Raw genomic sequence first — 22,382 nt, forward strand, 5'->3', positions numbered from 1 at the left:
TTGCACCCCTCACAAACTTGAGTTAAGATTTGTTACGAACATTCAAAAATACTGATAAAAGTTTTAACTAATTCTGGTTTAACATCTTCAACGGAAATACTGGGTAGAAAATTACTTAATTTGGTTACTCCTTTATCCTTAATGCCACAGGGAATAATCTGATTAAATCCCGATAAATCACCGTTAACATTTAATGCGAAACCGTGCATCGTAACCCAACGTTTGACTTTAATTCCGATCGCAGCTATTTTTGTATTATCAACCCAAACTCCCGTTAAACCTTTTATTCTTTCTGCTTTTACATCATACTTTGCCAATAAACAAATAATAACTTCTTCTAATTGCCTTAAATACCAATGTAAATCCTGTTGATAGGAACGTAAATTTAAAATAGGATAAGCAACTATTTGACCGGGATAGTGATATGTTACTTCTCCGCCCCTTTCGATGCGATGTATTTCCCCTGAAAAAGAATTTAGGTCAAATTTGAGGTTTTCTGTGGTTGCTCCCGTTCCTAATGTATAGACAGGGGGATGTTGTACTAAAATTAGCTTATCAGGGAAAGAAGGATTATTTAATTTTTGTTGGACGATACTTTGTTGATATTCCCATGCAATTTTGTAAGGTAATAAACCTAAATCTTCTATTTCCAAATGAGCCATCTTGTCTGGTAACTGGATTCAATTTATTATGGATTGGGGTATTTAAGGTGTTAGGGGACAATTTATTTATCTTTTTTTATCTTAACTCCGAACTCGAATTATTGCCCCTTGCCCTTTCTTTTGACTTTTTGAGATCAAAAAAGCCCTCGATAACGTACAAATAAGAGAATAGCCGCCCATGAACCTAAAGCAACTTTTAAAGCTACAATAATATTTAAAAGAGGGATCGAGCCTCCACTAATAAGATAACCTAAGTTACCATGAGGTAATTCTATACCAGTTAAAGTTGCGATCGCAAGAATAATAAATAATAAAACAGATACTTTTTCTAAGGTTGCGGCAGAAAATCGTTTATAAACTTTCTCCATCGTTTGAGATGAAGATGTAATCGCTATTAAGCCAATAGCTGTGCCTCCTGCCACTCCTGCGGCGAATCCGCCCCCCGGACTTAAATGACCTCTTATCGCTAATTCCGTGGTGACAAGGGCGGTTATAGTCGCCCCTAATCTAGCTAAAACGATAGATGGTTGATCTGTAAATTGATAAACTACAGTAGTGGGCTGTTCATTAGACAGCAAAAACCCGACTCCTAAAATAGCAATAGTAAATACAATCACTTCAAAAATGGTGTCGTAAAGACGGTTGCGAAATATAATTCCTGATACAGCATTAGGTACACCTGTATCTTCAACAACCATTTCAACAATGGACATTTCCGACAATTCCGCCATGGTATTGGGCATAACTAAGATTTTTATAAACATTGCCAAACTAGCAATTATGTATAGTATTTTCATGGTTTTTACCCTTGCTTAAATAGTTTTAATAAATATTAATTAGCGTTATTTTTTACGTATTCTAAATATTGATCTTGGTTTTCTTTTATATCCATTTGATAGCCAATTAGTAATTGCTCTGATTTTATTCCCTGTTGAAGAATATCAAATAGTCTTTTTGTGCGTATATTTAGCAAATATTTTTTATCTAATTGATTACTTGTTAAAATATAACCATGAATTTTCTTATCATTAAAAGAATTTTTTAATAGTTCCTGCTCAGAATAATAAACTAATTCTAATCGTAAATAAAAATTATTAATAACTTGTTTAATTTGATTTTTTATATTGTCAAAATTAGGGTCTTTTTCTGTATTTTTTTTATCCTCCTGAATTACTCCTAAACGCATCACAAAAGATGATCTAACAGCAATAATATATAAAGCAACCCCTAACATTGTTCCCATTAAACCTTCTGTTAAAGCTACATCTGCCGCCCCTAAAATGATATAGCTCAAAACTGCGATCGCACCTAAAATTCCTCTAATTACTAAGGCTTGATAAGGATTAACTTGAATCATTAACATTAATGCAGAAATGGGCAGTAAAGCCATAATCAAATAAATATATAAATTATCCATTTAACTTTTTCCCCTCTTGATTTCGACTACAATAAGCTAAGACATAACCGAGCATTGTGTTCCATAAAGTTAAAGAAATTATTGCTAAAATTAATAATGGTAATTCGCTAGGAATTTTCAAAGCTAAGGCAAAAACAATTAAAATTGAACCTAAAGTGTCAGCTACAGATAAACTATGTAATTTATACAAAACGGAACGTTTATCTAATATTTGAATTGTTCCCCATAACCAAAAAACTAAACCAATTACCATAAAAAAATACGTAAGAAAGTCCATACTTTATTAATAATTATACAGATTTTAAATATAGTTTAAATGAATTAAGTAAAAATGAAAAATAGAAATAATTGATTGAAAGAATCAGAAAATTAAATTACCCAGATATATACAAAGATTAAAATAATTTACAATAAATTAATTGAAGATAAAAGAATAAAAATAATTAGTTAATGCAAATTTAATATTAAACATAAATGATTTAGTTAGCCTCTTCAATGTTAGTTAATAGATTTTATTTTTTGGCTCTTTTACAGTTGCTATGGTAAATTAACAAAAAATAATTGCTATAAGCTATGTAAATTAAGAGATTAACGATAACAAAAAATTAATTGTTATAAATTAATATTTATTATTTAACCTGACACCTGCCACCTGCCGCCTGACACCTTTTCCTAACCAATAATTTATATACTCACAGTAAGAGAGCCTATTTTTTTTATAATTTCAAACGTTTTAAAAGATGAGCTAATAACATTAAACCAGCATTACCTATAGTTAAAATAAGAACGCCAACAACTCCCATCATCCAATCATCTTTAAACACAGAAATAGCTAAAATCATGATAGATGCTTTAGTGGAAATGCTACTAACCGCTAACATTCTTTGCCATATATCCTCATTTTGCCATGCTTGATAAATGGGTATTAATAGGATTAAAAACATCGAAATAATAACAATATTCATCTCTTAAATAAAATAATAAATTGAGTAAATATTAATCGGTCAATAATTGTTTTCTGTCAATTCTGTGAACTTCGTACCATCCTTCTTTGTGATATTTGACAACAACAGTTTTGGGCGTAAAAGTAATAAAAAATATGTCCAAAAAAATTAGTAAAGGCGATCGCCCCGCAGGTACTTTTTCCATATTTAATCCCTCATAACGATGGGGAAAAAGCATAATTTCCAGAGCTTCCCAGTAGGCTTGAGGAAAAACGATCAACATTTTCGCTAATATCTTTAACCATTCTTTTATATCTGCTAAACCAATTCTCGGCTTTGGTAAGATAAATGCGATCGCAACTCCAATCATAATATTTGCCGGACTCAAATCAGAAGTCAGTAAAAACCATATTCCTAGCCGAAATATAAGATGCAGTATCATTGACCCTTGTTAAGAAAAAAGTTTTATAGTTAATAGTCAATCATTATATATCATGAAATAGAAAATAGTCTATAATTAAAATGCCGAGAAAAAGAATTGAAATTTGCTTTATATATGTTTTTGTGTGTTCTCATTTTCAAAAATTAATTGAAAATCATGACAGGATCAAGTAAAATGCAGTAATCTAAAATATGAAATCAAGCAATTCTTAAGTTAATAATTCATGGAGACGCAGGAATTTAGCGACACTTTCTCCTTATTTCACAATCTCAACACAGAAACTCTCGAATGGGTTTTATCCATGACAGAAAATGAAAGTTACAGTGCTAACGAAGTAATTATTTCCGAGGATAATTGGGGTAAAGCAATTTATCTTATTGTCTCAGGATGGGTAAAACTAGAAAATATTTATCATCATCAAGAAAGTATCACCGTAGAAGTTACAGGCAAAGGCGGTTTAGTAGGAGAAGCGGGTATTTTAGATAGTGTCAATACCAATAGTCGTATCACTTGCATTTCCGATGTGGAATTATTAAGTATTTCTGCCCAAAGATTTTTACAAATTCTCTATCGGGATACTCAAATTCAAAATCGTTTACTGAAAATGATGGTTAAACGAGTGGCAGAATATCAAAAATATTGTCAATTTCATCGTCAAACCCCAAAAGTTAGATTGACAACAATATTAATTTCTTTAGCTGATAGATATGGTAAAGCTACAGAAAAAGGCATCAAATTATTTAATTTTGGTCGCAAAGATTTAGCCGATTTAGCTCAACTTAGTTTAGAAGAATTAGATTACATTGTTGAAAAACTAGAAACCAAAGGCTTATTAGTAGTTGAATCTGAAACTAATAGTTTATTTTTACCTAACATTAAGCAACTTCACCACATCATCGGAAAGCTAGGAAATGAGTAAAACCTGAAACCTGAAACCTACCTTAACCGATAATTTTATATCGAATTCAGGCAAGGTAATTGAAATTTTTGGGACAATTCGTGCTAAAAATTAGGGCATAAACTAGATTTTACTCGTCAGAGGCTGGGGATTTTATGTATCGTTTTCAGGTAAGTGCCCATACTAATATGGGAGAATCAATTGCCCTTCTTGGTTCAACGGCTGAATTAGGATCTTGGAGCATTTCTAATTGTATCCCATTACAAACAAAGAGCGATCGCTATCCTTTATGGTGGGCAGATGTTGACATTCCCTATACTGACTCAAAAATAGAATATAAATATCTCAAATTCTCTGCCGAAGGAGAAGTGATTTGGGAATCTTTAGGTAATGATAATCGTTGGATACCCCTTGAAAAAGAAGCAAAAGAAGCCACTTTAATTGTGGAAGATGGTTGGTTTGGACACCTACAACCCTATCCCTATGGCTATTGGGAAAAGCCTTTGATTCAAAATCCTCCCCTCAAGGATAAAAATGGTTTAAGAATTTTAGTTATCGGTAGTTCTGTTGCTATGGGCTGTAGTGCTTGGCTCTTGAAAGGATGGGCAGAATTATTAAAAGAGACTTTAGCAGATAAATATGGTCATCAATTAATTAATGTCTCCGAATTGGGAGCGAGTGTTTCTACTACCATTAAAAGATTTGAGTCGGTAGTTATTCCCCAAAAACCTGATATTGTGATTATTGCCCTTTCTCTCGGCAATGAAGGTTTTGCCTATTGTCAACCCCACGAAAGAAAAGCATTGCAACAAAGGTTTGAAAGTGGATTGCAGAGGTTAATCCAGATGACAAAGGAAATAGGTGCAATTCCTATGTTAGGCTCAGTTTATCCTCACGGTGAATATAGTGCTGAACATAATTGGTTTTTATACGATACCCATAGCCGTATGTTAAGTTGGGATGTACCTGTATTGGATTGGTTAACGGAATTGAATGATGGTAACGGGCGTTTTGCAGAAGGTTTATCTTTTGATGTAGCTCACCCCAATAGTGAGGGGCATCGGGTAATGTTTTCGGCGATTAATGTACCTATTTTTGATCTTAATAAAGAGGAAGCAGGAAAAAAAAAACTATCTCTTAAGCCGATAGATGTTTGCTTATTTGATGACCAAAAGGGTTTTAAAATAGCTTGGAGAGAAAAAAATAATAGCCTCTTATTCACAAACAATAGTAAAGTTGATTTTCAAATTAATCCTTATCGCTTAGAATTACAAGATTGCTTACAGAATAATCAATTATTAGAAAAGGGAATATATTTGGCTAATACCAGAAGGGTAGCGAATTTTTCCCTCTGGTTGGGGGAGAAGAAAACGATTGATACGATTGTCAATATCCCCCCTTCCCATGCTTTAGAATATTTACCCCTGTCGGCTTTCTTTTCTCCTGATAAGAGCGAGGTGTTATTCTATGATGGTTCATTAGGAATTTTAAAAATAGATGAAAATAATCTCTATTTAATTAATGAATCAGAACATGAATATAATGTTCAACCAATGTGGAAAGAGGTTTCTGAGGCTTTACGGGACATGAAACAAGGGGTTTATGATGATTTGCTTCATCCTGATATTCCTTTTCGCCGTATGATGTTGGGAGAAACGGGGTTAGAAAGTCGTATTAAAGTACCTCCGAAGTCAGCTTTACCTTTTCAGTATAAATGCCCCCTATCAGAATTAAAACGCATTGCTATTTTACCATTGGGCGATCGCTGTGCCGTCAGAATGTTGTTACATAAAATTCAGTATGATGGACCTGCTTATCCTTTCGATTTAACTCGTACCACTAATTTAAGTGATGTGGCGGACATTATTGACACAGGTTTTGAAGATATGTGGAATCCTGAATATCTCCACTATAATGACGAGCATGGTCGAATATATCACAGTAAATGGACAGGATTATCTTTTGCCCATGAAGTAGAAAATACAGATGACCCCATTAATGATATGACTCCCGTATTCAAGAGAATGAAAAAACGTTATCAGGGGCGATCGCACCGTTTTTGGGCTACTATTGATAAGTGTGATGAAGTGCTTTTTATTCGTACTGGTAGAGCAGATAGAGAACAAGTCATCGATATAATGGGCAAATTAAAGGAAAAATGTCAGGGAAAAACCTTTCGTTTATTAATAATGTCGGAACAAGATTCTCAGGAGTTTTCCGATTTAGAAGGAGTTTTACACGAAAATATCTATTACAATCCCGATTGGATGTATGATAATCATGATTATTGGTGGGAATGTTCACAAAAGATGCGATCGCTTCTTGACTCTTTAGGTGTCACCAGTAAAAACCTCTTTTGGTGTACCATTTAGTAATTTACAAAGATGTCGAAAACAAGGAAAGAGGAAAAAGTAACAATAATTTACAAAAAATGTATGTTTATTGATTTTCTTCTTTTTATATAGACTCATAGCAGAAATCAGGTAACAGACAACAATAAAAAAAATCGACGAATGTGAGTACTTCACCTTTATAACTAAGTGCTAGAAAGAGAAAACCTGCTACCTGAAACCTACTACCTGAAACCTACCCCAATTTGACATGACAAGGTAAGTGCATAATGTTAGCAATTAATTTCCCGCTCTGTACTCGTCTTGTCCACGAATCTCATGGGCAGGTATAAAAGACTTCTGTAACCAACACTTCTCTAAAATTCTAATCTTGTAAATATACCAAAATCTACTCGGCTTCCAAACGGAATATTCTTCTTCTGTGGGAGTAATAGATTGATTAAGATAACTCCAAACCGCATGAGTAACTCTGCGAAAACTATACATCATGGTACATACCTCCTTATTTGATGAATCCAGAAATTAATTTTTGTTTCGATTCACGACCTCATCACCAAAGTGCTTTTACATAATAATTTGGCAAATATTCTCAATGTGAGACAACAAGGAAAATTAGTCAAAAAAAAGCCATTTAGTGGAAAAACAAGAATATTCACACTTAATACTCCTAATTTCAGTATGCCCAAAATTTATTATTAGTTGACAATTTAGTTAAATATCTCAACATTTCGAGTTCGGAGTTATTATTCTCTATTTAACCTGAGTTTTGGATAAGCTGAAAGCATCTCAACTCGTAGTCAGAAAACCTTATAGCTTCTTCTTAGAAATAACGATAAAATTGCCTTAACCCGAACTGACTTAAACAAGGGGCTTAAGCCCCTTGCTAAAAACCCCTAACACCTGCAACCTGCAACCTGACACCTGAAACCTACCCTCACCCAATATTATTAAACCGAACTGAGGTTATTTACTATTTACCTTTGTCCTTTGCCCCTTGCCCTTTTTACTTTAATCCCGACTATTTTAGTCGGATATATTTGCCAACAAATTTTATTGCTGTTATACTTTTGAAAAAGCAATCATTTTAAAGATCAATTTTCAGATTTATCACTCGTAAAGCACAGGAGAGTAAAAAATGACACAAGCGATCGCACGTACCACAGACAATAAATTAAAACCCACTTTCACCAAATTAGTATCTAAAGAAGGAAGTGCAGAATACCCTCTCAAAGCGATTCATATTTGTGAGGAAACCTTTGCACCCCTAGAAGTAGCCTACGACTATGATGCCATCAAAGCTCAAGTAAGTCGTGAATCCATCGCCGCCGGACCTAATTCCATTTGGCGTTACAAAGCATTTTTACCCGTAGAAAGTGAGAATCCTATTGATGTGGGTACAGGTATGACTCCTTTGGTCAAATCCACCCGCTTGGCTCGTCGTTTAGGTCTGAAAAATCTTTATATTAAAAATGATGCTGTTAATATGCCTACCCTCAGCTTTAAGGATAGAGTCGTTTCCGTGGCTCTAACCCGTGCTAGAGAGTTAGGTTTTACCACCGTTTCCTGTGCTAGTACTGGTAATTTAGCCAATTCTACGGCTGCGATCGCTGCTCATGCTGGTTTAGACTGTTGTGTCTTCATTCCTTCTGATTTAGAAGCAGGAAAGGTTTTAGGTACATTAATCTATAACCCCACTGTCATGGCTGTTAAAGGTAACTATGATCAAGTTAATCGCCTCTGTTGTGAAGTTGGTAACACCTATGGTTGGGGATTTGTTAACATTAACTTACGTCCTTACTACTCTGAAGGTTCAAAAACCCTCGGTTTTGAGGTAGCAGAACAATTAGGCTGGAAATTACCTGATCACATCGTTGCACCTTTAGCTTCTGGTTCTCTTTTCACCAAGATTTATAAAGGTTTCCAAGAATTCGTCAAAGTCGGTTTAGTGGATGATAAAGCAGTGCGTTTCAGTGGTGCTCAGGCGGAAGGATGTTCTCCTATTGCTCAAGCATTCAGAGAAGGCAGAGATTTTGTCACCCCTGTTAAACCCAATACCATTGCTAAGTCGATCGCCATTGGTAATCCTGCTGACGGTATGTATGCGTTAGATATTGCTCGTAAAACTAACGGTAATATCGAATCTGTCACCGATGCAGAAATTATTGAAGGGATCAAACTCTTAGCAGAAACTGAAGGTATCTTTACTGAAACTGCAGGGGGTACAACCGTTGCCGTATTGAAAAAATTGGTAGAAGCGGGAAAAATTGATCCTGAAGAAAGCACCGTTGTTTATATCACTGGTAATGGCTTGAAAACTCAAGAAGCTGTACAAGGATACATCAGCGAACCTTTAATCATTGAGCCTAAATTAGACAGTTTTGAAAGAGCTTTGGAGCGTTCTCGCACCCTCGATCGTTTAGAATGGCAACAAGTATTAGTATAAGAGTTCGGGGTTCGGAGTTAAAAATAAATAATTCTCTGTTCCCTGTTCCTCTCCCCCCTTTCAAGGGGGGAAATAGGGGGGGCTTCCTGTTCCCTACCCTAACTTAAAATTTACATACTTAAAGTAAAAGAGCTATTATTTTAAGATATTTCACTACTAAAAAAATACATAAATAAATTTAAGTTCAAGAAAATATGTCCGTAAAAGTATTAATTCCCACTCCTTTACAAAAATTTACTAAAGATCAAGCAACCATCGAGTGTTCTGCTTCCAACATTCAAGAATTAATTGACGCTTTAGAGGCAAATTGCCCCGGTATTAAAGCTCGTCTTTGTGATGAGGCAGGAGTGCCCCGTCGCTTCCTCAATTTCTACGTTAATAGCGAGGATATTCGTTTTCTTGACAATACTGCTACTCCTTTATCTGATGGTGATGAGGTAAGTATTGTACCTGCTGTTGCTGGGGGCTAAGTAAAGAAAAATTAAGAATTAAGAATTAAAAGGTTTCAGGTGGCAGGTGGCAGGTGTTAGGTTTTCTTCCCCATCTTCCCACGCTTCCCACACCTGCACTACTTCCCACTCATTACTCGTTACTCATTACTCAACCAATATCGCTACATGGATGTAAATGGTAAGCCTTATCGCACGATTTGGCTCAAGTCAGATAACCCTGAGATTGTTCAAGTTATTGATCAACGTTTTTTACCTCATCAGTTTGTCATTGAAGATTTAGTCACCTTAGAGGATGTTTGTGATGCGATCGCATCTATGCACGTTAGAGGAGCAGGAGTAATCGGTGCTTCTGGTGCTTATGGGATGTATATTGCTAGTTTAGAAGCCAAAAGAAACAATATTAGTGATATTCAGTCTTTTTTGATTAATGCTAGTGAAAAATTAAAAGCAACTCGCCCTACGGCAGTGAATTTATCTTGGGCAGTAAATCGTCAATTAGAGGCAATTATTCCTTTAAAAGATGATATTGAAGCAATTATTACCAAAACTTTGCAAATTGCTAACACTGTCGCTGATGAAGATGTGGACTTCTGCCAAAATATCGGTAAACATGGGGTTAGGTTGATTGAGGAAATTAGTCAACGCAAACAGGGAGAAACCGTTAATATTCTCACCCACTGTAATGCGGGTTGGTTGGGTTGTGTGGATAATGGCACTGCCACTTCTCCTATTTATGAAGCCCATCGCAGGGGTATAAAAGTTCATGTGTGGGTGGATGAAACTCGCCCCCGTAATCAAGGCTCAACCCTTACCGCTTGGGAGTTAGGACAACAGGGCATAAATCATACTATTATCCCTGATAATGCCGGGGGACATCTCATGCAACACGGATTGGTTGATATTGTAATCGTAGGAAGCGATCGCACCACTTACACCGGAGATGTCGCCAATAAAATTGGTACATATTTAAAAGCCGTTGCCGCCAAAGATAATAATGTGCCTTTCTATGTGGCTTTGACTTATTCTGCCTTTGACTGGAATATCAGTGACGGAGTGAAACAGATTCCCATTGAGCAAAGAGACGCAACAGAAGTAAAATATATCAAAGGTTTACATGAGGGGAAAATAAAAGAAGTTTTGATTGCTCCTGAAAACAGCCCGGCGGCTAACTACGGTTTTGATGTCACACCTGCTCGATTAATTACGGGGCTTATCACAGAAAGGGGAATTTGTCAAGCATCAAAAGAGGGAATTTTCAGTTTATACCCTGAAAAAATCAACTAGGAAATTTTTTATCTTGTTGGCTACCGATAATTTTATCTTGAACTGAGGTAAGATTAATTCCCAATTTAGCCACATCTACTGCATAACCGCCCACCATCAAGTAAACTGAATTAGCGATTCCCCCCACCAAACGAATCAAATTACCCAAACGAGAGCGAAACAATCGCCCTAACTCATAAGCAGGTACAACTCCCCACCCCGTTTCCTCTCCCACAAAGATTATTTCCCCCTTATATTCTCGGCAAGTTTCCAAAAGATGATTGATTTCTTTCTGCCAATCATCATTGTTTTTATCTAAATAATTAGCAACCCATGTTCCTAAAGAGTCAACTAAAATACAGTTATCAGAAAAATTAAGTGCGATCGCATCTACTAAATTATATGGAATTTCTAATGTTTGCCAGTTTTCTGGTCTTCTGATTTGATGTTGCTCAATTTTTTTTTGCCATTCTATATCATGATCATTTTTAAGTCCTGTCGCAATATAAATCACAGGCTTTTGACATTGAGAAGCTAAATATTCCGCCCATTCACTTTTCCCAGAATTTGCCGCACCGGTAACTAGAGTTATAGACATTTGCTAAATAAGAATTAAATCAATAAGGTTTAAAGATTGACTGAATATATAATAACCAACATAGTATAGTACAGTTAACACAAATTAACTTAAAATTTAAAGCCCGAAATTTACTAGAGAATAATATTTTTACAGCGAAGGCAGGTTAATATTAGTATTTTTAAACTACTATTGTTGAAAGATTGTGGCAAAATAAAGATAGTTAACTAGCAAAAATAAAAGATATATTTATGAATAGTTGTGTTTTAATGGGGAAAATTGTTCGTAGTCCTCAATTACGATATACTCAGGACAATCAGTTGGCGATCGCAGAGATGATGGTAGAATTTGAAAATATATCGCCCAATAGTCCTCCTAATACCTTAAAAGTGGTAGCGTGGGGTAATTTAGCTTTGGATATAGAAAAAAATTACATAGAAGGTAATGAAGTCGTAGTGACGGGGCGTTTGAAAATGGATTTAGTAGAGAGACAAAATTATAAAGAAAAAGTTGCCGAGTTGACTCTTTCTCATATTTATCCTCTTTCGGGTAGTAATCCTCCTCATAATCCCGATAATGTCGTTAGTTTAAATAGTTATCAATCCAATGAAGATGTTGATGATTATAGTTTTGATGATGGGGAAATAGATGGTAAAAATTTAGATAATATACCCTTTTAATAAGTTTTTCATTAATTCACCTCAGTTCGGTTAAGGGTAGGTGTCAGGTGTTGGGGATAGGGGGATAAGGTGTCAGGTTTCAGGTTTCAGGTTGCAGGTGTTGGAGAAAGTAATAAGTAACGAGTAATGAGTAATGAGTGTTTGGAGTTATTAATTATTAATTATTCACTATTCACTATTCACTATTCACTATTCACTATTTACCTTTGCCCATTGCCCTTTTTGCCATCACTCATCGATAATTATCGCAGACTCAGGTTAGTTAGTAAGAGTTTTTAATTCTTCTTGGTGATTATTCAATTTTGTTTCTGGTTGATAAATCAATAAATCAAACCAAAAAGTTGTACCCACTCCCACTTCACTGATTAGATGAATACGACTATTATGTTTTTCCGTGATATTTTTGACGATGGATAAGCCTAAACCTGTCCCTTCTAAAGTGTGAACCCTGTTTTCTACTCGAAAGAAGCGATCGAATATTGCCTCTTGATCTTCAGGTGCAATACCAATGCCTGTATCTGCGACTTCAACCCTAACATGAGTTATATCATTACTATTTTCTGGGTCTCCTTTAACTCCGTAAGCCCTCACTGTGACTTTTCCACCTTCTGGGGTAAACTTAAGGGCATTGCCCACCAAATTGGTAAATACTTGTAATAAAAGATCGTAATGTCCCCAAATAGATGGTAAATCAGGCTCTACTTCTTGAACAAGTTCAATATTTTTATCTTTGGCATTGAGTTGATATGTTCTTAAGGTTTGTTCTATGGGTTGAGCTAAATCAAGAGAATTGAATTGATAGCTACGGGAAGATTCAAGGCGTGATAGGTCTAAAACATCATTAACTAAGCGTGTTAGTCTGTCTGTTTCGTGATTGGCAGTTTGTAAAAATTCCAGTTTTTCGCTTTCTGTTAAATCATCTCCGTATTCAAAAAGAGTTTCAATGAAAGATTTGATATTGAATAAGGGAGTTCTCAATTCGTGGGATACATTACTAATAAATTGGCTTTTTGCTTCATTTAATTCCACTTCTCTGGTAATGTCTTGTACTGTCATGACTATACCCTTAATATTTTCCCTATTTTGGTCTAATACTTGAGTTAAGAGAATGCGAAAAGTGTGATGTTGAGGTTTGGTAATCGTAACCGTAAATTCTCCCCTAGTGGGCAGGATACTATTGTTATTGTTTTCTTCTTCGGGATGCTCTCCATGGGAAATGTTTTCTAGGGGTTGTTGCAGTTGTTGAGTAACTTCTTGGGGGAGATATTCTAAAAGATTTTCTCCCAGAATGTGGGTTTCTTCCCAACCAAACATTTTTCTAGCGGTAGGATTGACTAATACAAGTTTTAACTGTGAGTCGAGTAAAATTGCACCATCGGCAATAGTTGCCACAAGAGTTTCTAATTTAGCCTTTTCGGCGGTTAATTCTTCGATGTTTTGTTCTTCATATTTTTCTAGTCTCTCCGCCATATCGTTAAAGCTAAGGATTAATTCCCCTAATTCTCCTCCGAGGGGTAAGTCAATTCTCTGTTTAAAGTTTCCTGCGGCGATGTTTTTCACCCCCATAAGTAATTCTTTTATGGGTTGGGTGATGGTTAGGGCATTGAATACTCCTCCTAAAATTACCATTGCCCAAATGGAGATAAATACTGCAATAGTAACATCTCTGGTTAAGTTGGAAGACGCTACAACGGTGGGATTCGGATTAATTCCAATGGCCAAAACCCCTAAATATTCATTGTTGCTGGAAATGGGTACGAAAACATCAGTCACTTTTCCATCAGGGGTGAGATGTTGTCTAACAACGGGGATATTTACTTCTGGGTTATATTCTTCTGGTAATTGTAGTTTGCGTTGGAGGGTAAATGAGTTTTTTACTTCTTGTTGAGAAAAAGGTATGCCGAAAATTATTTCCCCTTCTTTATTACTGTAGATGATATAACGAACGCTGGAAGTGCTGTGAAAAAATCTCCCTGAAAATCTGGCGACTTGGGTTAAGTCTTCTTCCGCTAATAAGGGGGCGACATTACTGGCTAAAAGCAATCCTAAATCTCTGCCAAAACGAGTGTCATTCATTTGAGCATCTTGTTGAATGGAGTTGACTGCCCAAAAAGTTATACTACTCATAAACAAAGATACTACTAAAGTAGCGATCGCCATTAATTTAGTTTGTAATGTAAATTCTGACCACCAACGGGCGATAATTTCCTTAAAAACTTGCACGGGATTTATTTTCAATGATGAAATAAAAAACTGATTTACTAACTATGTTAATATTTACCATGATTGTTTACCTAACCTCTATTTTGTTTTACAAATCTTTGGTTAAAATAACCCATTTTAAAAAGCTACAAACATCAGGCTCTGGCAAAAAGAAAGGGAGATGAACTTAAACCGCAATACAATAATTTTATTTATCACTGCATTTAGTTTAATGGGATTGGTGTTTTTAACCGAAATTAGGAAAGACGGTTTTAATATTTCTCCCGTCGGTAAACAAGAGGATAATATTCCGTCTATTTTTCCTTTTAAGACTGAGGAAATACAAGCCTTAGAGATTCAAATAGATGATCAGTTTATAGCTTTTGAAAAAACTGGTAATGAGCCACTATCTTGGATGATGAAACAACCAGAAAACACCAAGGCGAGTGATGCTGCGATCGCATTTTTACTGAATCTTTTTCCCAGTGCCAACAAAAAAATAGAATTATTAGCAACAGATGAGCAAAGAAAAGAATATGGCATTAACAACAACTCTCCCACTATCACTATAACCCTAAAAAACAGCGATCGCTATCAGATGATATTAGGTAAGTCTAACTTTGATGATACTCAAATTTATGCAGAGGTAATTTTTCCAGAAAAAGAAAAGATAAAACCGCAGATTTATTTAGTTTCTAAAAGTTTTCAATATGCTTTGGAAAGAAACTTTGATGAGTGGCTAGAGAAAGGAAATTAAACTATTTCCCCATAGATTCAATCTCCAAAATAGTCCCGACTCGACAATCTCTACAATCAATGGATTTTAATTCATGCCACAAAAACGAAATCGCATCTATACCTGTACAGTGATTTGCTCCTAATAATTGTATATTATATTTTTTGAGGGTTTCTACCGTTGTCATTAATCTTTCTTGACTTGCTCGTAAGAGGTGCATTCCTCCTATCACACCATAAATCTCTTTCTTATTAGTAATTTGACTAATATAATCTAAAGTGTTGATAACTCCTGCATGAGCGCACCCTAAAATCACAAATAAACCCTTGTATGTGTCTAAATAAAGGGCTTGATCATCGAGAATGGGGTCAACCTCATGATGATTTTGATCGTGCCAAAATAAGCCTCCTGTTTCTTCTAGGGGATGATTTCGGGGGATACTACCTGTGATGTAAATATCTTTTGCAATTTCGGTAGGTTTTTCTGTTTTAATCACACACTGAAAACTTCTGCTCAAAGTTTCTTCGTCTAGGCTGAAGCCAATATCACCTCTAGGGCTATATTTGGGCATCAAGGCATTAGGATGAAGATATAAGTCAGTATTTTTGCACAAAGGTAATAAATGAACTAACCCTCCGCTATGATCATAATGTCCATGACTAAGTGCGATCGCATCTAAATTATTCAGAGAAACTCCTAATATATCTCCATTGTGAATTAAAGTCATCCCTTGACCAGTATCAAAAAGAATTCGAGAGTTATCCGCCTCTATCAGAAAAGAAAGACCATGTTCACCCAATAAACCTCGCCCCCCTGCGGTATTTTCCACTAAAATCGTTATTTTCAACGACGAAATCATGATTTTTCTCTCGAATAAAATTAATAGAAATTACTGTTTTTTACTGTTAAGTTTAGTTATTTTGCTTAGTACCACAATGATAGCAATAAGATAAATATTTATAAGTTAAATTATGACAATTACTACATTCTTGATATTGATAAAAACCACAATGAGGACAATAGGCAGTGTCATGATTAATTTTTTTACCACATCTCAAACACCTTGATTTTTCCACTCTTTTACTAGCTTGAGTATAAGGATTAAAAACAAACTTTTGAAAAAAATTAATTAATAAAAAGCCCACTAAGGGAATAATAAATATATATAAATAAGAGACTAAAAATAGTAAACCCCCGAAAAGAATTGTAACAATATTGAATAACGACTCAAAAATAAATCCAATCTGTAAAAACTCAAATAATTTAATCAGTAAGGGAATAAAAAAGATAACCAACAAATGCCAACTCATTAGGGATACTAAACCGTAACCCTTGTTATCTGACCATTTATGCACTAGCGAACTAATAATAATTAAAGGTACTAAAAATACCATTTGCCACAATAATTGAATTGTTGGATACCAAAAATTAGCTCTTTCCCAACTACTCTTAATTTGACTAAATTTATCCTGAGAATTAACAAAATTTAGCAAAGCAACAGACTCATTTTTATTTAATAACTCCCCCTTAAGTGTTTTAATTTCTCCAGTTAATAAATTAATATTACTTTGATTATTAGTTAATTCTTCTTTGGCTGTTTTTGCCTCAATTTCATTGATAGATAATTCTCTCGGTTGCCCTGCAATTTCTTCGAGCAACGTAGAATCGTATTGTTGACGAATTTGTTTATTTTTATCTTCTAATAGTCTAATTTGAGTATTTTTTTCATCAATTCTTCTGACAATATTCTGATTGGTGTTACTATTTAAAGCCTGAGTTAAACTTTCATACTGTAAACATAGGGGGGACATTTTTCCCAGATGATTTTCTTCTACAGAGTTAAAAGATAATGAGTTTTGATTTTCACCAATAAAATCCCGAATGAATTGATAGTTGTCTGGGGAAGAAGAGTCTTCTTGATAATTTTGCCAAGATTGATAACAAGGATAAGCCTGAGTAGGAGATAAAGGCCAGCGACTAATATCATCTAAACCATAGAAAACGTTACCTAGTATAAATAAATCGATGATAATAATTACAATCAAACTAACTTTATTTATAGGTTCGTCTTCAATTTTTCTCGATTTTGCAAAAAATACCCTGATAAAGTCACGAATTCTATTCCACATATTCCCCTACCCCATTTGGTTTATCTTCTCGCTTTTTGAATCAATCATCATCTTATAACGAAAAATCAGATCTTGCACCTACGGAACATTTGAATGAGAATAGTAGGAGTCAGGAGTCATAATTAACCAATTCAGAGAAAATAATTAACAAAAACATAGATTTTTGATTTATTGGTTGCTTATTAATTCGATAGCCCACATTTTGAATTTTCTTGATCAATTTCCTTTTTTAACTCCGAAGAAACTCCTAATATTGCATCGTGATAAAGATAATCAAATTCTCTTTGAAAATGTTGAGCGATTAGAGGATTATAAATAACTAATAAAGTTTCATCATTAATATGATTGGCAGAATTAGACCAATTATGAGAACCTGTAATAACTATGTAACGGTCGATTATAGCAAATTTATGGTGTAATTTATCTCCTAATGGTAGAGCTGGAATGCCAACAGTCTTTAGGGGTTGTTGCCAAGGATTATTATCATTCTCATAAACACATTTTCTTGGTATTGCAACACCTAATAAATCAAGCCCTTCACTATAATATTGATAAGCAAAATTAGGATCGATTAAAACCCTTATTTTAACCCCCGATAATGATTCTTTTTCAAGGGTATTTGCTATTTCTTGATCACTGAAAACAAATAACGCTAAATCGATGGAGCTATTCGCCTTTGCCAATTCCCTAGCAATAATACCATTACTACTATTTTCCCAAAGAGTTGATCGACTATTAGGAGAAAATTTTACCACAATAGAACTACTACCGATATTTACTATTTTTGTGCGTCTTTCTGGTTTATTTAAACCAAATAAGCTATCTTTCTTTTTTCCGACTCCATCACCCCATAAGTAGTTAAATTCTTGAGTAAAAATTTTAGCCATTTCTTGACTATTAAATACAATTAAATGATTTGTATTTCCCCTTGTTTCTTGATTATCAAAATCTCCATGAATACCACTAAGAGTAAAATTTGCTGATCCGGTTACAACTTTTTTCTGATCAATAATAACAAATTTATGGTGCATTAAACCGCTACCCTTACTCCCATCTTCCGTATCGTCAATGATAGGTATATTAGCTCTTTTCAAAATTGCTAAACCATGATTATTAGGCAACTGATTTAAAGGTTTATTATAATTATTTTCCGTGACAATTCTTATTTTTACACCCTGCTTTTTTTTCTCTACAATCGCCCTTGCTAATCGTGCTAAATTTAATTCTTGAATTGCTATATCAATAGTTTGATTTGCACTGTTAATTTGCTCAATTAAAACTGTTTCTAAATCATCGCCAAATCTTTTAATTTTACGATAGGGTTCTTCGTATTCTTTCCCTTTAGCTTGATTGTGATTAAAATAAACTTGAATGCTTTCCTCTTGAGCTAAAGGTGGCAATTTAGGTGGAGAATTATGACAACCACCCAATATTATTAAGCCAAAAATTATCCCTAGGGGAAAACTAATTATTTTAAGCATTTTAACTATTATTCATTTTCTTAAAACGCTAATCGGGACAATGTATTTTCTAACATTGAAGGAAAACGATTATAGTATTTTTGATTTAATGGGGAAGGATGAGGTAGAGGATAAATAGTAACATTTTTCTGATAGGTTTTTCCCTTATCTCCCATGGTAGAAATGGTAACATTTAAGCTACTTTCATAACGAGAATCACCTTTTGACCAAAAGGCATTAAATTTGTCTTTATTACTATAATATTCAAACCACTTGAATGCTTCTGTACCTAAAGTAATTATTTGTGTTCCTTGCCAATAAATAACTAATAACTGCTCAATAAAAGGTCTAAATCTTTTTTTTACTTTCATCGCATAGGCTTTGTTTTCTGGAGGTTTATAGGGGACTGTATTGGTCAAGATTAAACGTTCTTTTATAGATGCTAATTTTTCTTCGTTTATTAATTCTTCTTGGTAAATAGCCTTATAAAAACCCTGTCTCACCAATTGCCCCGCCGCTCCAATCAAAGGTTGTCCTGCTTTGACTTCATCCCTACCTAAGTCTCTACCGAAAAAACAAATATTACTCTTTAAATTGCCATAGTATAAAATTGGCTTAGTGGGATCTTTTTCACAATTTTTATATACAGGAATATCTATGGGAAATTCTTCTCTTTGAGCTTCTTTTTGAATTTGATCTATTAAATTTTCAATGGGTTGCATTCTTCATTTAGATTTAAGTTTTTAACAAAAATAAACAAATTTTAATAACTTGCCGATGTTTAATTTATTCGTATGATTTCCTATTCCTTATTCCCGTTTAATTAACCTAATAAACTTGTAAATAAGTCTTTACCATCCACAAAGCCTAAGGCGGAATCACTTGCTCTTTCAGGATGGGGCATCATACCTAAAACGTTACCTTTTTTGTTAGTAATTCCTGCAATATTTTTACATGATCCGTTAGGATTAGATTCGGAGTTTATTTCTCCTTTTTCACTGGCATAGCGAAATAATATTTGTCCGTTATCTTCCAATTCTTTGAGGGTATCATCATCAGCATAATAGTTCCCTTCCCCGTGGGCAATGGGAAAACAAACTACTTGAGATGATTGATAATTTTTTGTCCACACAGAGTTATTATGTTCTACTCTTACGGGAACTTGATCACAAATAAAGTGTAAATCTCGGTTACGGATTAACGCCCCGGGTAATAAGCCTGATTCGGTTAAAACTTGGAAACCGTTGCAAATTCCTAAGACATATTTTCCTGCTTCTGCGTGTTGAATTACACTTTTCATCACTGGAGAAAAACGGGCTACCGCACCACAACGAAGATAATCTCCGTAACTAAATCCTCCCGGAATTATGACTACATCTAAATCATCAATATCTGTTTCTTGATGCCATACCATACGGGTAGGTTGATTTAAAATTCCTTCTGTTACCATGGCAACATCGCGATCGCAGTTGGAACCGGGGAACACTATTACACCAAATTTCATTTATCTTTTTCCTCTTGATTTTATTCTTCGACGGGGATTAACTCGAAACAATAGTTTTCAATAACTGGATTAGCTAAGAGTTGGTCACACATAGCGTGTAATTGTTGATCCGCTTCTTCTTTATTGGCGGCAGTAATACTCAATTCTATATATTTCCCAATACGCACATTTTCTACCCCCTGATAACCTAATTGATGTAATCCAGACTCCACTGCCGTACCAGCAGTATCTAATACAGATGGTCTGAGGGTGACATAAACACGGGAATTGAATTTTTGACTCATGGATGCAGTGTGAATGAACAGTTAATATTATTACATTTTATAGCCGTTCGGGGTAAAAGTTAAAGGTTTTGGATGTAGAGGATAGGGGTTCGGAGTTAAGAAAGAGGTGTCAGGTTTGACGGTTGCAGGTGTTGGGGTATTAGGGGATTAGGGTTAGTTGTTAAAACCTTCGGGAGAGGGAGGTGCGGAAGGAGAAGGAGGTTGAGAAGGCATTGGGGGGGCTGTGGGATTGCTAGGGTTAGGACTGGGATAGTAAGGATTAAAACCAGAATAAGGATCAACGGTTTGAGTTGGGGCATTAGACTTACCGGCTAGGGTAGCTAGAGCAACGCGATCGCCTCCTACTTCTTTTAACATATCTAGCACTTCAATTACTTCACTATAACGGACATCTTGGGAGGCATGAAGAACCATTAAACCCGTGGGGTTAAGACTATGATAATTTTTAATAGCACTGTACAACTGTACCTGACTAACAGGTTGTTTTTCCAAATAAAGCTGACCTTGATTATCTAAACTCACCACTAAAATTTCTCGCATTTGAGGAGTACCTGTAACCGCTTTAGGCAGATTCAGACTAATCGCTTGTTGACGAGAAAAACCCACCGCCGCCAAAATGAAAAATGTCAAAATACAAAAAATAACGTCAATCATAGGTACAATCTCAATTCTTACCTCTTGATGACTCTGAATATCCTGCCATAATTTGAAAGGTTTAGCAGGAGATTTTTGTGATTTTGTTACAACGTTATTTGGAGTTGATTCCGTGTTTTGAGTGGGGACAGACATATTTTTATCGTAATGGTAAATTCATAATAATTTTAGACTTTTTTTTGCAAAAATTAATCTCACTCTCTTCTTTCCCTATCTCCCATTGTTTCTTATATCCCAATGCCCCAATACCCAAAGCTCAGAAAATAGTTATTAACGAAGAGGTGTTGATCCCCTCCCCTAGCAAAATATACTCATATATAGTAAAGTGAGAAAGTGAAGAAATAAGATCAAGTTCGCAATTTATGATGAAGTTATCTCAAGCTATTGCTCAACAAATCAAGAATTGGTTTCCTGCACAAACCGTCTCTGCTCATTGTGATGGTCCTTGTGGAGTTTATGATCCCGCTTCCGCTAGAATCACCGCCGAAGCTGTACTTTCCATGACCAAAAAAATTCTTGCCTTAGATGCACCTGCACCTGGTGCTAGTCCTGCAGAGGTTGTAGCATATAACAATACTCTTTCTCGCTATATCGCTATTAAAGAGGAACAGGCACAGAAAACCAAAGAAGATTTATTAATTTTGTGGACTGATTACTTTAAACCTGTGCATTTAGAAAAATATCCTGACTTACACGATACTTTCTGGAAAGCAGCTAAATTATGTTCTGCTTGTAAAGTAGAAGTTAGTCTCCAACACGCTGAAGAATTAATGGCGGCAGTGGAAAAAATCCATAATATGTTCTGGGCTTCTAAAGAGCGTGATGTGACTTTCTACAAAGCTAGTTAATGATTTTATCTTGATTGTGGATAAAAAAAATAATGCAGTCAGAAATACCTCATTGCAGTTTTATTGATTTCTTACTGCTAGTGACTAGGAGGAGGCGTAGATTTAGGGTGACAGGTCTATCTATGCTTCCTTTACTTTCTCCCGAAGAGGAAATTATTATTGATCCTTACTATTACCGTAATATTTCTCCTCAAGTTAATGATATTGTTATAGTTGAGCATCCTTTACAATCTCAACTCAAAATAGTTAAAAGAATAAATCAAATTATTGGGGATAAATACTTTATTATTGGTGATAATCAACATTTTAGTACTGATAGCAGACACTTTGGCTTAATTAGTCAGAGTTTGATAGTTGGTAAAGTAATCGCTCGATTTCCTTAAAGTCTTTTAAAGTTAAAGATTCGTAAAAAAATGTTAACCTAATAGAATAGAAT

Annotated in this window: 25 protein-coding genes; 9 read left to right on the top strand and 16 right to left on the bottom strand. The window is 34.9% G+C overall.

Annotated elements, in window-relative coordinates:
• Positions 1-32: 32 nt before the first annotated feature.
• The 6 genes from lipB to CYAN10605_RS11010 all read right to left on the bottom strand — a co-directional run bounded on the left by lipB (position 33) and on the right by CYAN10605_RS11010 (position 3,465).
• On the bottom strand, positions 33-662 hold the full coding sequence (gene lipB, locus CYAN10605_RS10985; RefSeq protein WP_015220012.1) for a lipoyl(octanoyl) transferase LipB: 630 nt from the start codon (positions 660-662) through the stop codon (positions 33-35).
• Positions 663-796: 134 nt separating this feature from the next.
• Positions 797-1,459: a Na(+)/H(+) antiporter subunit B gene (locus CYAN10605_RS10990; protein ID WP_015220013.1), complete on the bottom strand. Its 663-nt coding sequence runs from the start codon at positions 1,457-1,459 to the stop codon at positions 797-799.
• Positions 1,460-1,494: 35 nt separating this feature from the next.
• Positions 1,495-2,079 carry a DUF4040 domain-containing protein gene (locus CYAN10605_RS10995; RefSeq protein WP_015220014.1) on the bottom strand — a complete coding sequence of 195 codons (585 nt, stop codon included), beginning with the start codon at positions 2,077-2,079 and terminating at the stop codon, positions 1,495-1,497.
• Entirely contained in the window at positions 2,072-2,356 is a 285-nt protein-coding gene (locus tag CYAN10605_RS11000; protein ID WP_015220015.1) for a monovalent cation/H(+) antiporter subunit G, read from the bottom strand. Before CYAN10605_RS11000 ends, CYAN10605_RS10995 begins: the two co-directional genes overlap by 8 nt.
• A gap of 439 nt (positions 2,357-2,795) precedes the next feature.
• Positions 2,796-3,044, bottom strand: a complete 249-nt coding sequence (locus CYAN10605_RS11005) for a hypothetical protein (RefSeq protein ID WP_015220016.1) — start codon at positions 3,042-3,044, stop codon at positions 2,796-2,798.
• Between the two features lie 31 nt (positions 3,045-3,075).
• Positions 3,076-3,465: a Na+/H+ antiporter subunit E gene (locus CYAN10605_RS11010; RefSeq protein WP_015220017.1), complete on the bottom strand. Its 390-nt coding sequence runs from the start codon at positions 3,463-3,465 to the stop codon at positions 3,076-3,078.
• A gap of 223 nt (positions 3,466-3,688) precedes the next feature.
• On the opposite strand from CYAN10605_RS11010, the gene CYAN10605_RS11015 reads away from it, so the two are divergent.
• Together CYAN10605_RS11015 and CYAN10605_RS11020 are read left to right on the top strand one after the other, a co-directional pair.
• The gene (locus CYAN10605_RS11015; protein WP_015220018.1) at positions 3,689-4,384 is read left to right on the top strand and encodes a Crp/Fnr family transcriptional regulator; all 696 of its coding nucleotides are present in this window, start codon (positions 3,689-3,691) and stop codon (positions 4,382-4,384) included.
• Positions 4,385-4,518: 134 nt separating this feature from the next.
• Positions 4,519-6,735: a DUF1796 family putative cysteine peptidase gene (locus tag CYAN10605_RS11020; RefSeq protein WP_015220019.1), complete on the top strand. Its 2,217-nt coding sequence runs from the start codon at positions 4,519-4,521 to the stop codon at positions 6,733-6,735.
• A gap of 258 nt (positions 6,736-6,993) precedes the next feature.
• Here the strand turns inward: CYAN10605_RS11020 and CYAN10605_RS11025 are convergent, their stop codons facing one another.
• Positions 6,994-7,203 carry a hypothetical protein gene (locus tag CYAN10605_RS11025; protein ID WP_015220020.1) on the bottom strand — a complete coding sequence of 70 codons (210 nt, stop codon included), beginning with the start codon at positions 7,201-7,203 and terminating at the stop codon, positions 6,994-6,996.
• A gap of 646 nt (positions 7,204-7,849) precedes the next feature.
• On the opposite strand from CYAN10605_RS11025, the gene thrC reads away from it, so the two are divergent.
• From thrC to mtnA, 3 genes are all read left to right on the top strand, one after another.
• The gene (thrC, locus tag CYAN10605_RS11030; protein WP_015220021.1) at positions 7,850-9,157 is read left to right on the top strand and encodes a threonine synthase; all 1,308 of its coding nucleotides are present in this window, start codon (positions 7,850-7,852) and stop codon (positions 9,155-9,157) included.
• Positions 9,158-9,351: 194 nt separating this feature from the next.
• A complete protein-coding gene (locus CYAN10605_RS11035; protein ID WP_015220022.1) occupies positions 9,352-9,627 on the top strand; it encodes a MoaD/ThiS family protein in 276 nt (91 codons plus the stop codon).
• 147 nt (positions 9,628-9,774) lie between these two features.
• The gene (mtnA, locus tag CYAN10605_RS11040) at positions 9,775-10,893 is read left to right on the top strand and encodes an S-methyl-5-thioribose-1-phosphate isomerase (protein WP_015220023.1); all 1,119 of its coding nucleotides are present in this window, start codon (positions 9,775-9,777) and stop codon (positions 10,891-10,893) included.
• On the opposite strand, the gene cobU is transcribed toward mtnA, so the two are convergent.
• Positions 10,886-11,470 carry a bifunctional adenosylcobinamide kinase/adenosylcobinamide-phosphate guanylyltransferase gene (gene cobU, locus CYAN10605_RS11045; protein WP_015220024.1) on the bottom strand — a complete coding sequence of 195 codons (585 nt, stop codon included), beginning with the start codon at positions 11,468-11,470 and terminating at the stop codon, positions 10,886-10,888. The genes mtnA and cobU overlap by 8 nt on opposite strands.
• Before the next feature lie 230 nt (positions 11,471-11,700).
• On the opposite strand from cobU, the gene CYAN10605_RS11050 reads away from it, so the two are divergent.
• Positions 11,701-12,129, top strand: a complete 429-nt coding sequence (locus tag CYAN10605_RS11050; protein ID WP_015220025.1) for a single-stranded DNA-binding protein — start codon at positions 11,701-11,703, stop codon at positions 12,127-12,129.
• Between the two features lie 258 nt (positions 12,130-12,387).
• Here the strand turns inward: CYAN10605_RS11050 and nblS are convergent, their stop codons facing one another.
• Positions 12,388-14,352: a two-component system sensor histidine kinase NblS gene (gene nblS / locus CYAN10605_RS11055; protein WP_015220026.1), complete on the bottom strand. Its 1,965-nt coding sequence runs from the start codon at positions 14,350-14,352 to the stop codon at positions 12,388-12,390.
• Between the two features lie 160 nt (positions 14,353-14,512).
• Between nblS and CYAN10605_RS11060 the strand changes: the two genes are divergently transcribed.
• The gene (locus tag CYAN10605_RS11060; RefSeq protein ID WP_015220027.1) at positions 14,513-15,088 is read left to right on the top strand and encodes a DUF4340 domain-containing protein; all 576 of its coding nucleotides are present in this window, start codon (positions 14,513-14,515) and stop codon (positions 15,086-15,088) included.
• Between the two features lies 1 nt (position 15,089).
• Here the strand turns inward: CYAN10605_RS11060 and CYAN10605_RS11065 are convergent, their stop codons facing one another.
• From CYAN10605_RS11065 to CYAN10605_RS11095, 7 genes are all read right to left on the bottom strand, one after another.
• Positions 15,090-15,926: an MBL fold metallo-hydrolase gene (locus CYAN10605_RS11065; protein ID WP_015220028.1), complete on the bottom strand. Its 837-nt coding sequence runs from the start codon at positions 15,924-15,926 to the stop codon at positions 15,090-15,092.
• A 52-nt stretch (positions 15,927-15,978) separates the two neighbouring features.
• Complete coding sequence (locus CYAN10605_RS11070; RefSeq protein ID WP_015220029.1) at positions 15,979-17,196, bottom strand: zinc ribbon domain-containing protein; 1,218 nt, start codon at positions 17,194-17,196, stop codon at positions 15,979-15,981.
• 182 nt (positions 17,197-17,378) lie between these two features.
• Positions 17,379-18,677, bottom strand: a complete 1,299-nt coding sequence (locus CYAN10605_RS11075; RefSeq protein ID WP_015220030.1) for a phospholipase D-like domain-containing protein — start codon at positions 18,675-18,677, stop codon at positions 17,379-17,381.
• A 20-nt stretch (positions 18,678-18,697) separates the two neighbouring features.
• Positions 18,698-19,378 (bottom strand): uracil-DNA glycosylase family protein, encoded by a 681-nt coding sequence (locus CYAN10605_RS11080; protein WP_015220031.1) that lies wholly within the window; start codon positions 19,376-19,378, stop codon positions 18,698-18,700.
• A 101-nt stretch (positions 19,379-19,479) separates the two neighbouring features.
• Positions 19,480-20,160 carry a phosphoribosylformylglycinamidine synthase subunit PurQ gene (gene purQ, locus CYAN10605_RS11085; RefSeq protein WP_015220032.1) on the bottom strand — a complete coding sequence of 227 codons (681 nt, stop codon included), beginning with the start codon at positions 20,158-20,160 and terminating at the stop codon, positions 19,480-19,482.
• A gap of 20 nt (positions 20,161-20,180) precedes the next feature.
• Positions 20,181-20,444 carry a phosphoribosylformylglycinamidine synthase subunit PurS gene (gene purS, locus CYAN10605_RS11090; protein WP_015220033.1) on the bottom strand — a complete coding sequence of 88 codons (264 nt, stop codon included), beginning with the start codon at positions 20,442-20,444 and terminating at the stop codon, positions 20,181-20,183.
• Between the two features lie 153 nt (positions 20,445-20,597).
• Positions 20,598-21,233 (bottom strand): ExbD/TolR family protein, encoded by a 636-nt coding sequence (locus CYAN10605_RS11095; protein ID WP_015220034.1) that lies wholly within the window; start codon positions 21,231-21,233, stop codon positions 20,598-20,600.
• A 227-nt stretch (positions 21,234-21,460) separates the two neighbouring features.
• Here CYAN10605_RS11095 and sodN point away from each other — a divergent pair, with 227 nt between their 5' ends.
• On the top strand, positions 21,461-21,946 hold the full coding sequence (sodN, locus tag CYAN10605_RS11100) for a superoxide dismutase, Ni (RefSeq protein ID WP_015220035.1): 486 nt from the start codon (positions 21,461-21,463) through the stop codon (positions 21,944-21,946).
• 32 nt (positions 21,947-21,978) lie between these two features.
• Positions 21,979-22,329, top strand: coding sequence for a nickel-type superoxide dismutase maturation protease (gene sodX, locus CYAN10605_RS11105; RefSeq protein WP_015220036.1), 351 nt, complete (start codon positions 21,979-21,981; stop codon positions 22,327-22,329).
• Positions 22,330-22,382: the final 53 nt, after the last annotated feature.

It is taken from the genome of Cyanobacterium aponinum PCC 10605 (genome assembly GCF_000317675.1).
GTDB lineage: Bacteria > Cyanobacteriota > Cyanobacteriia > Cyanobacteriales > Cyanobacteriaceae > PCC-10605.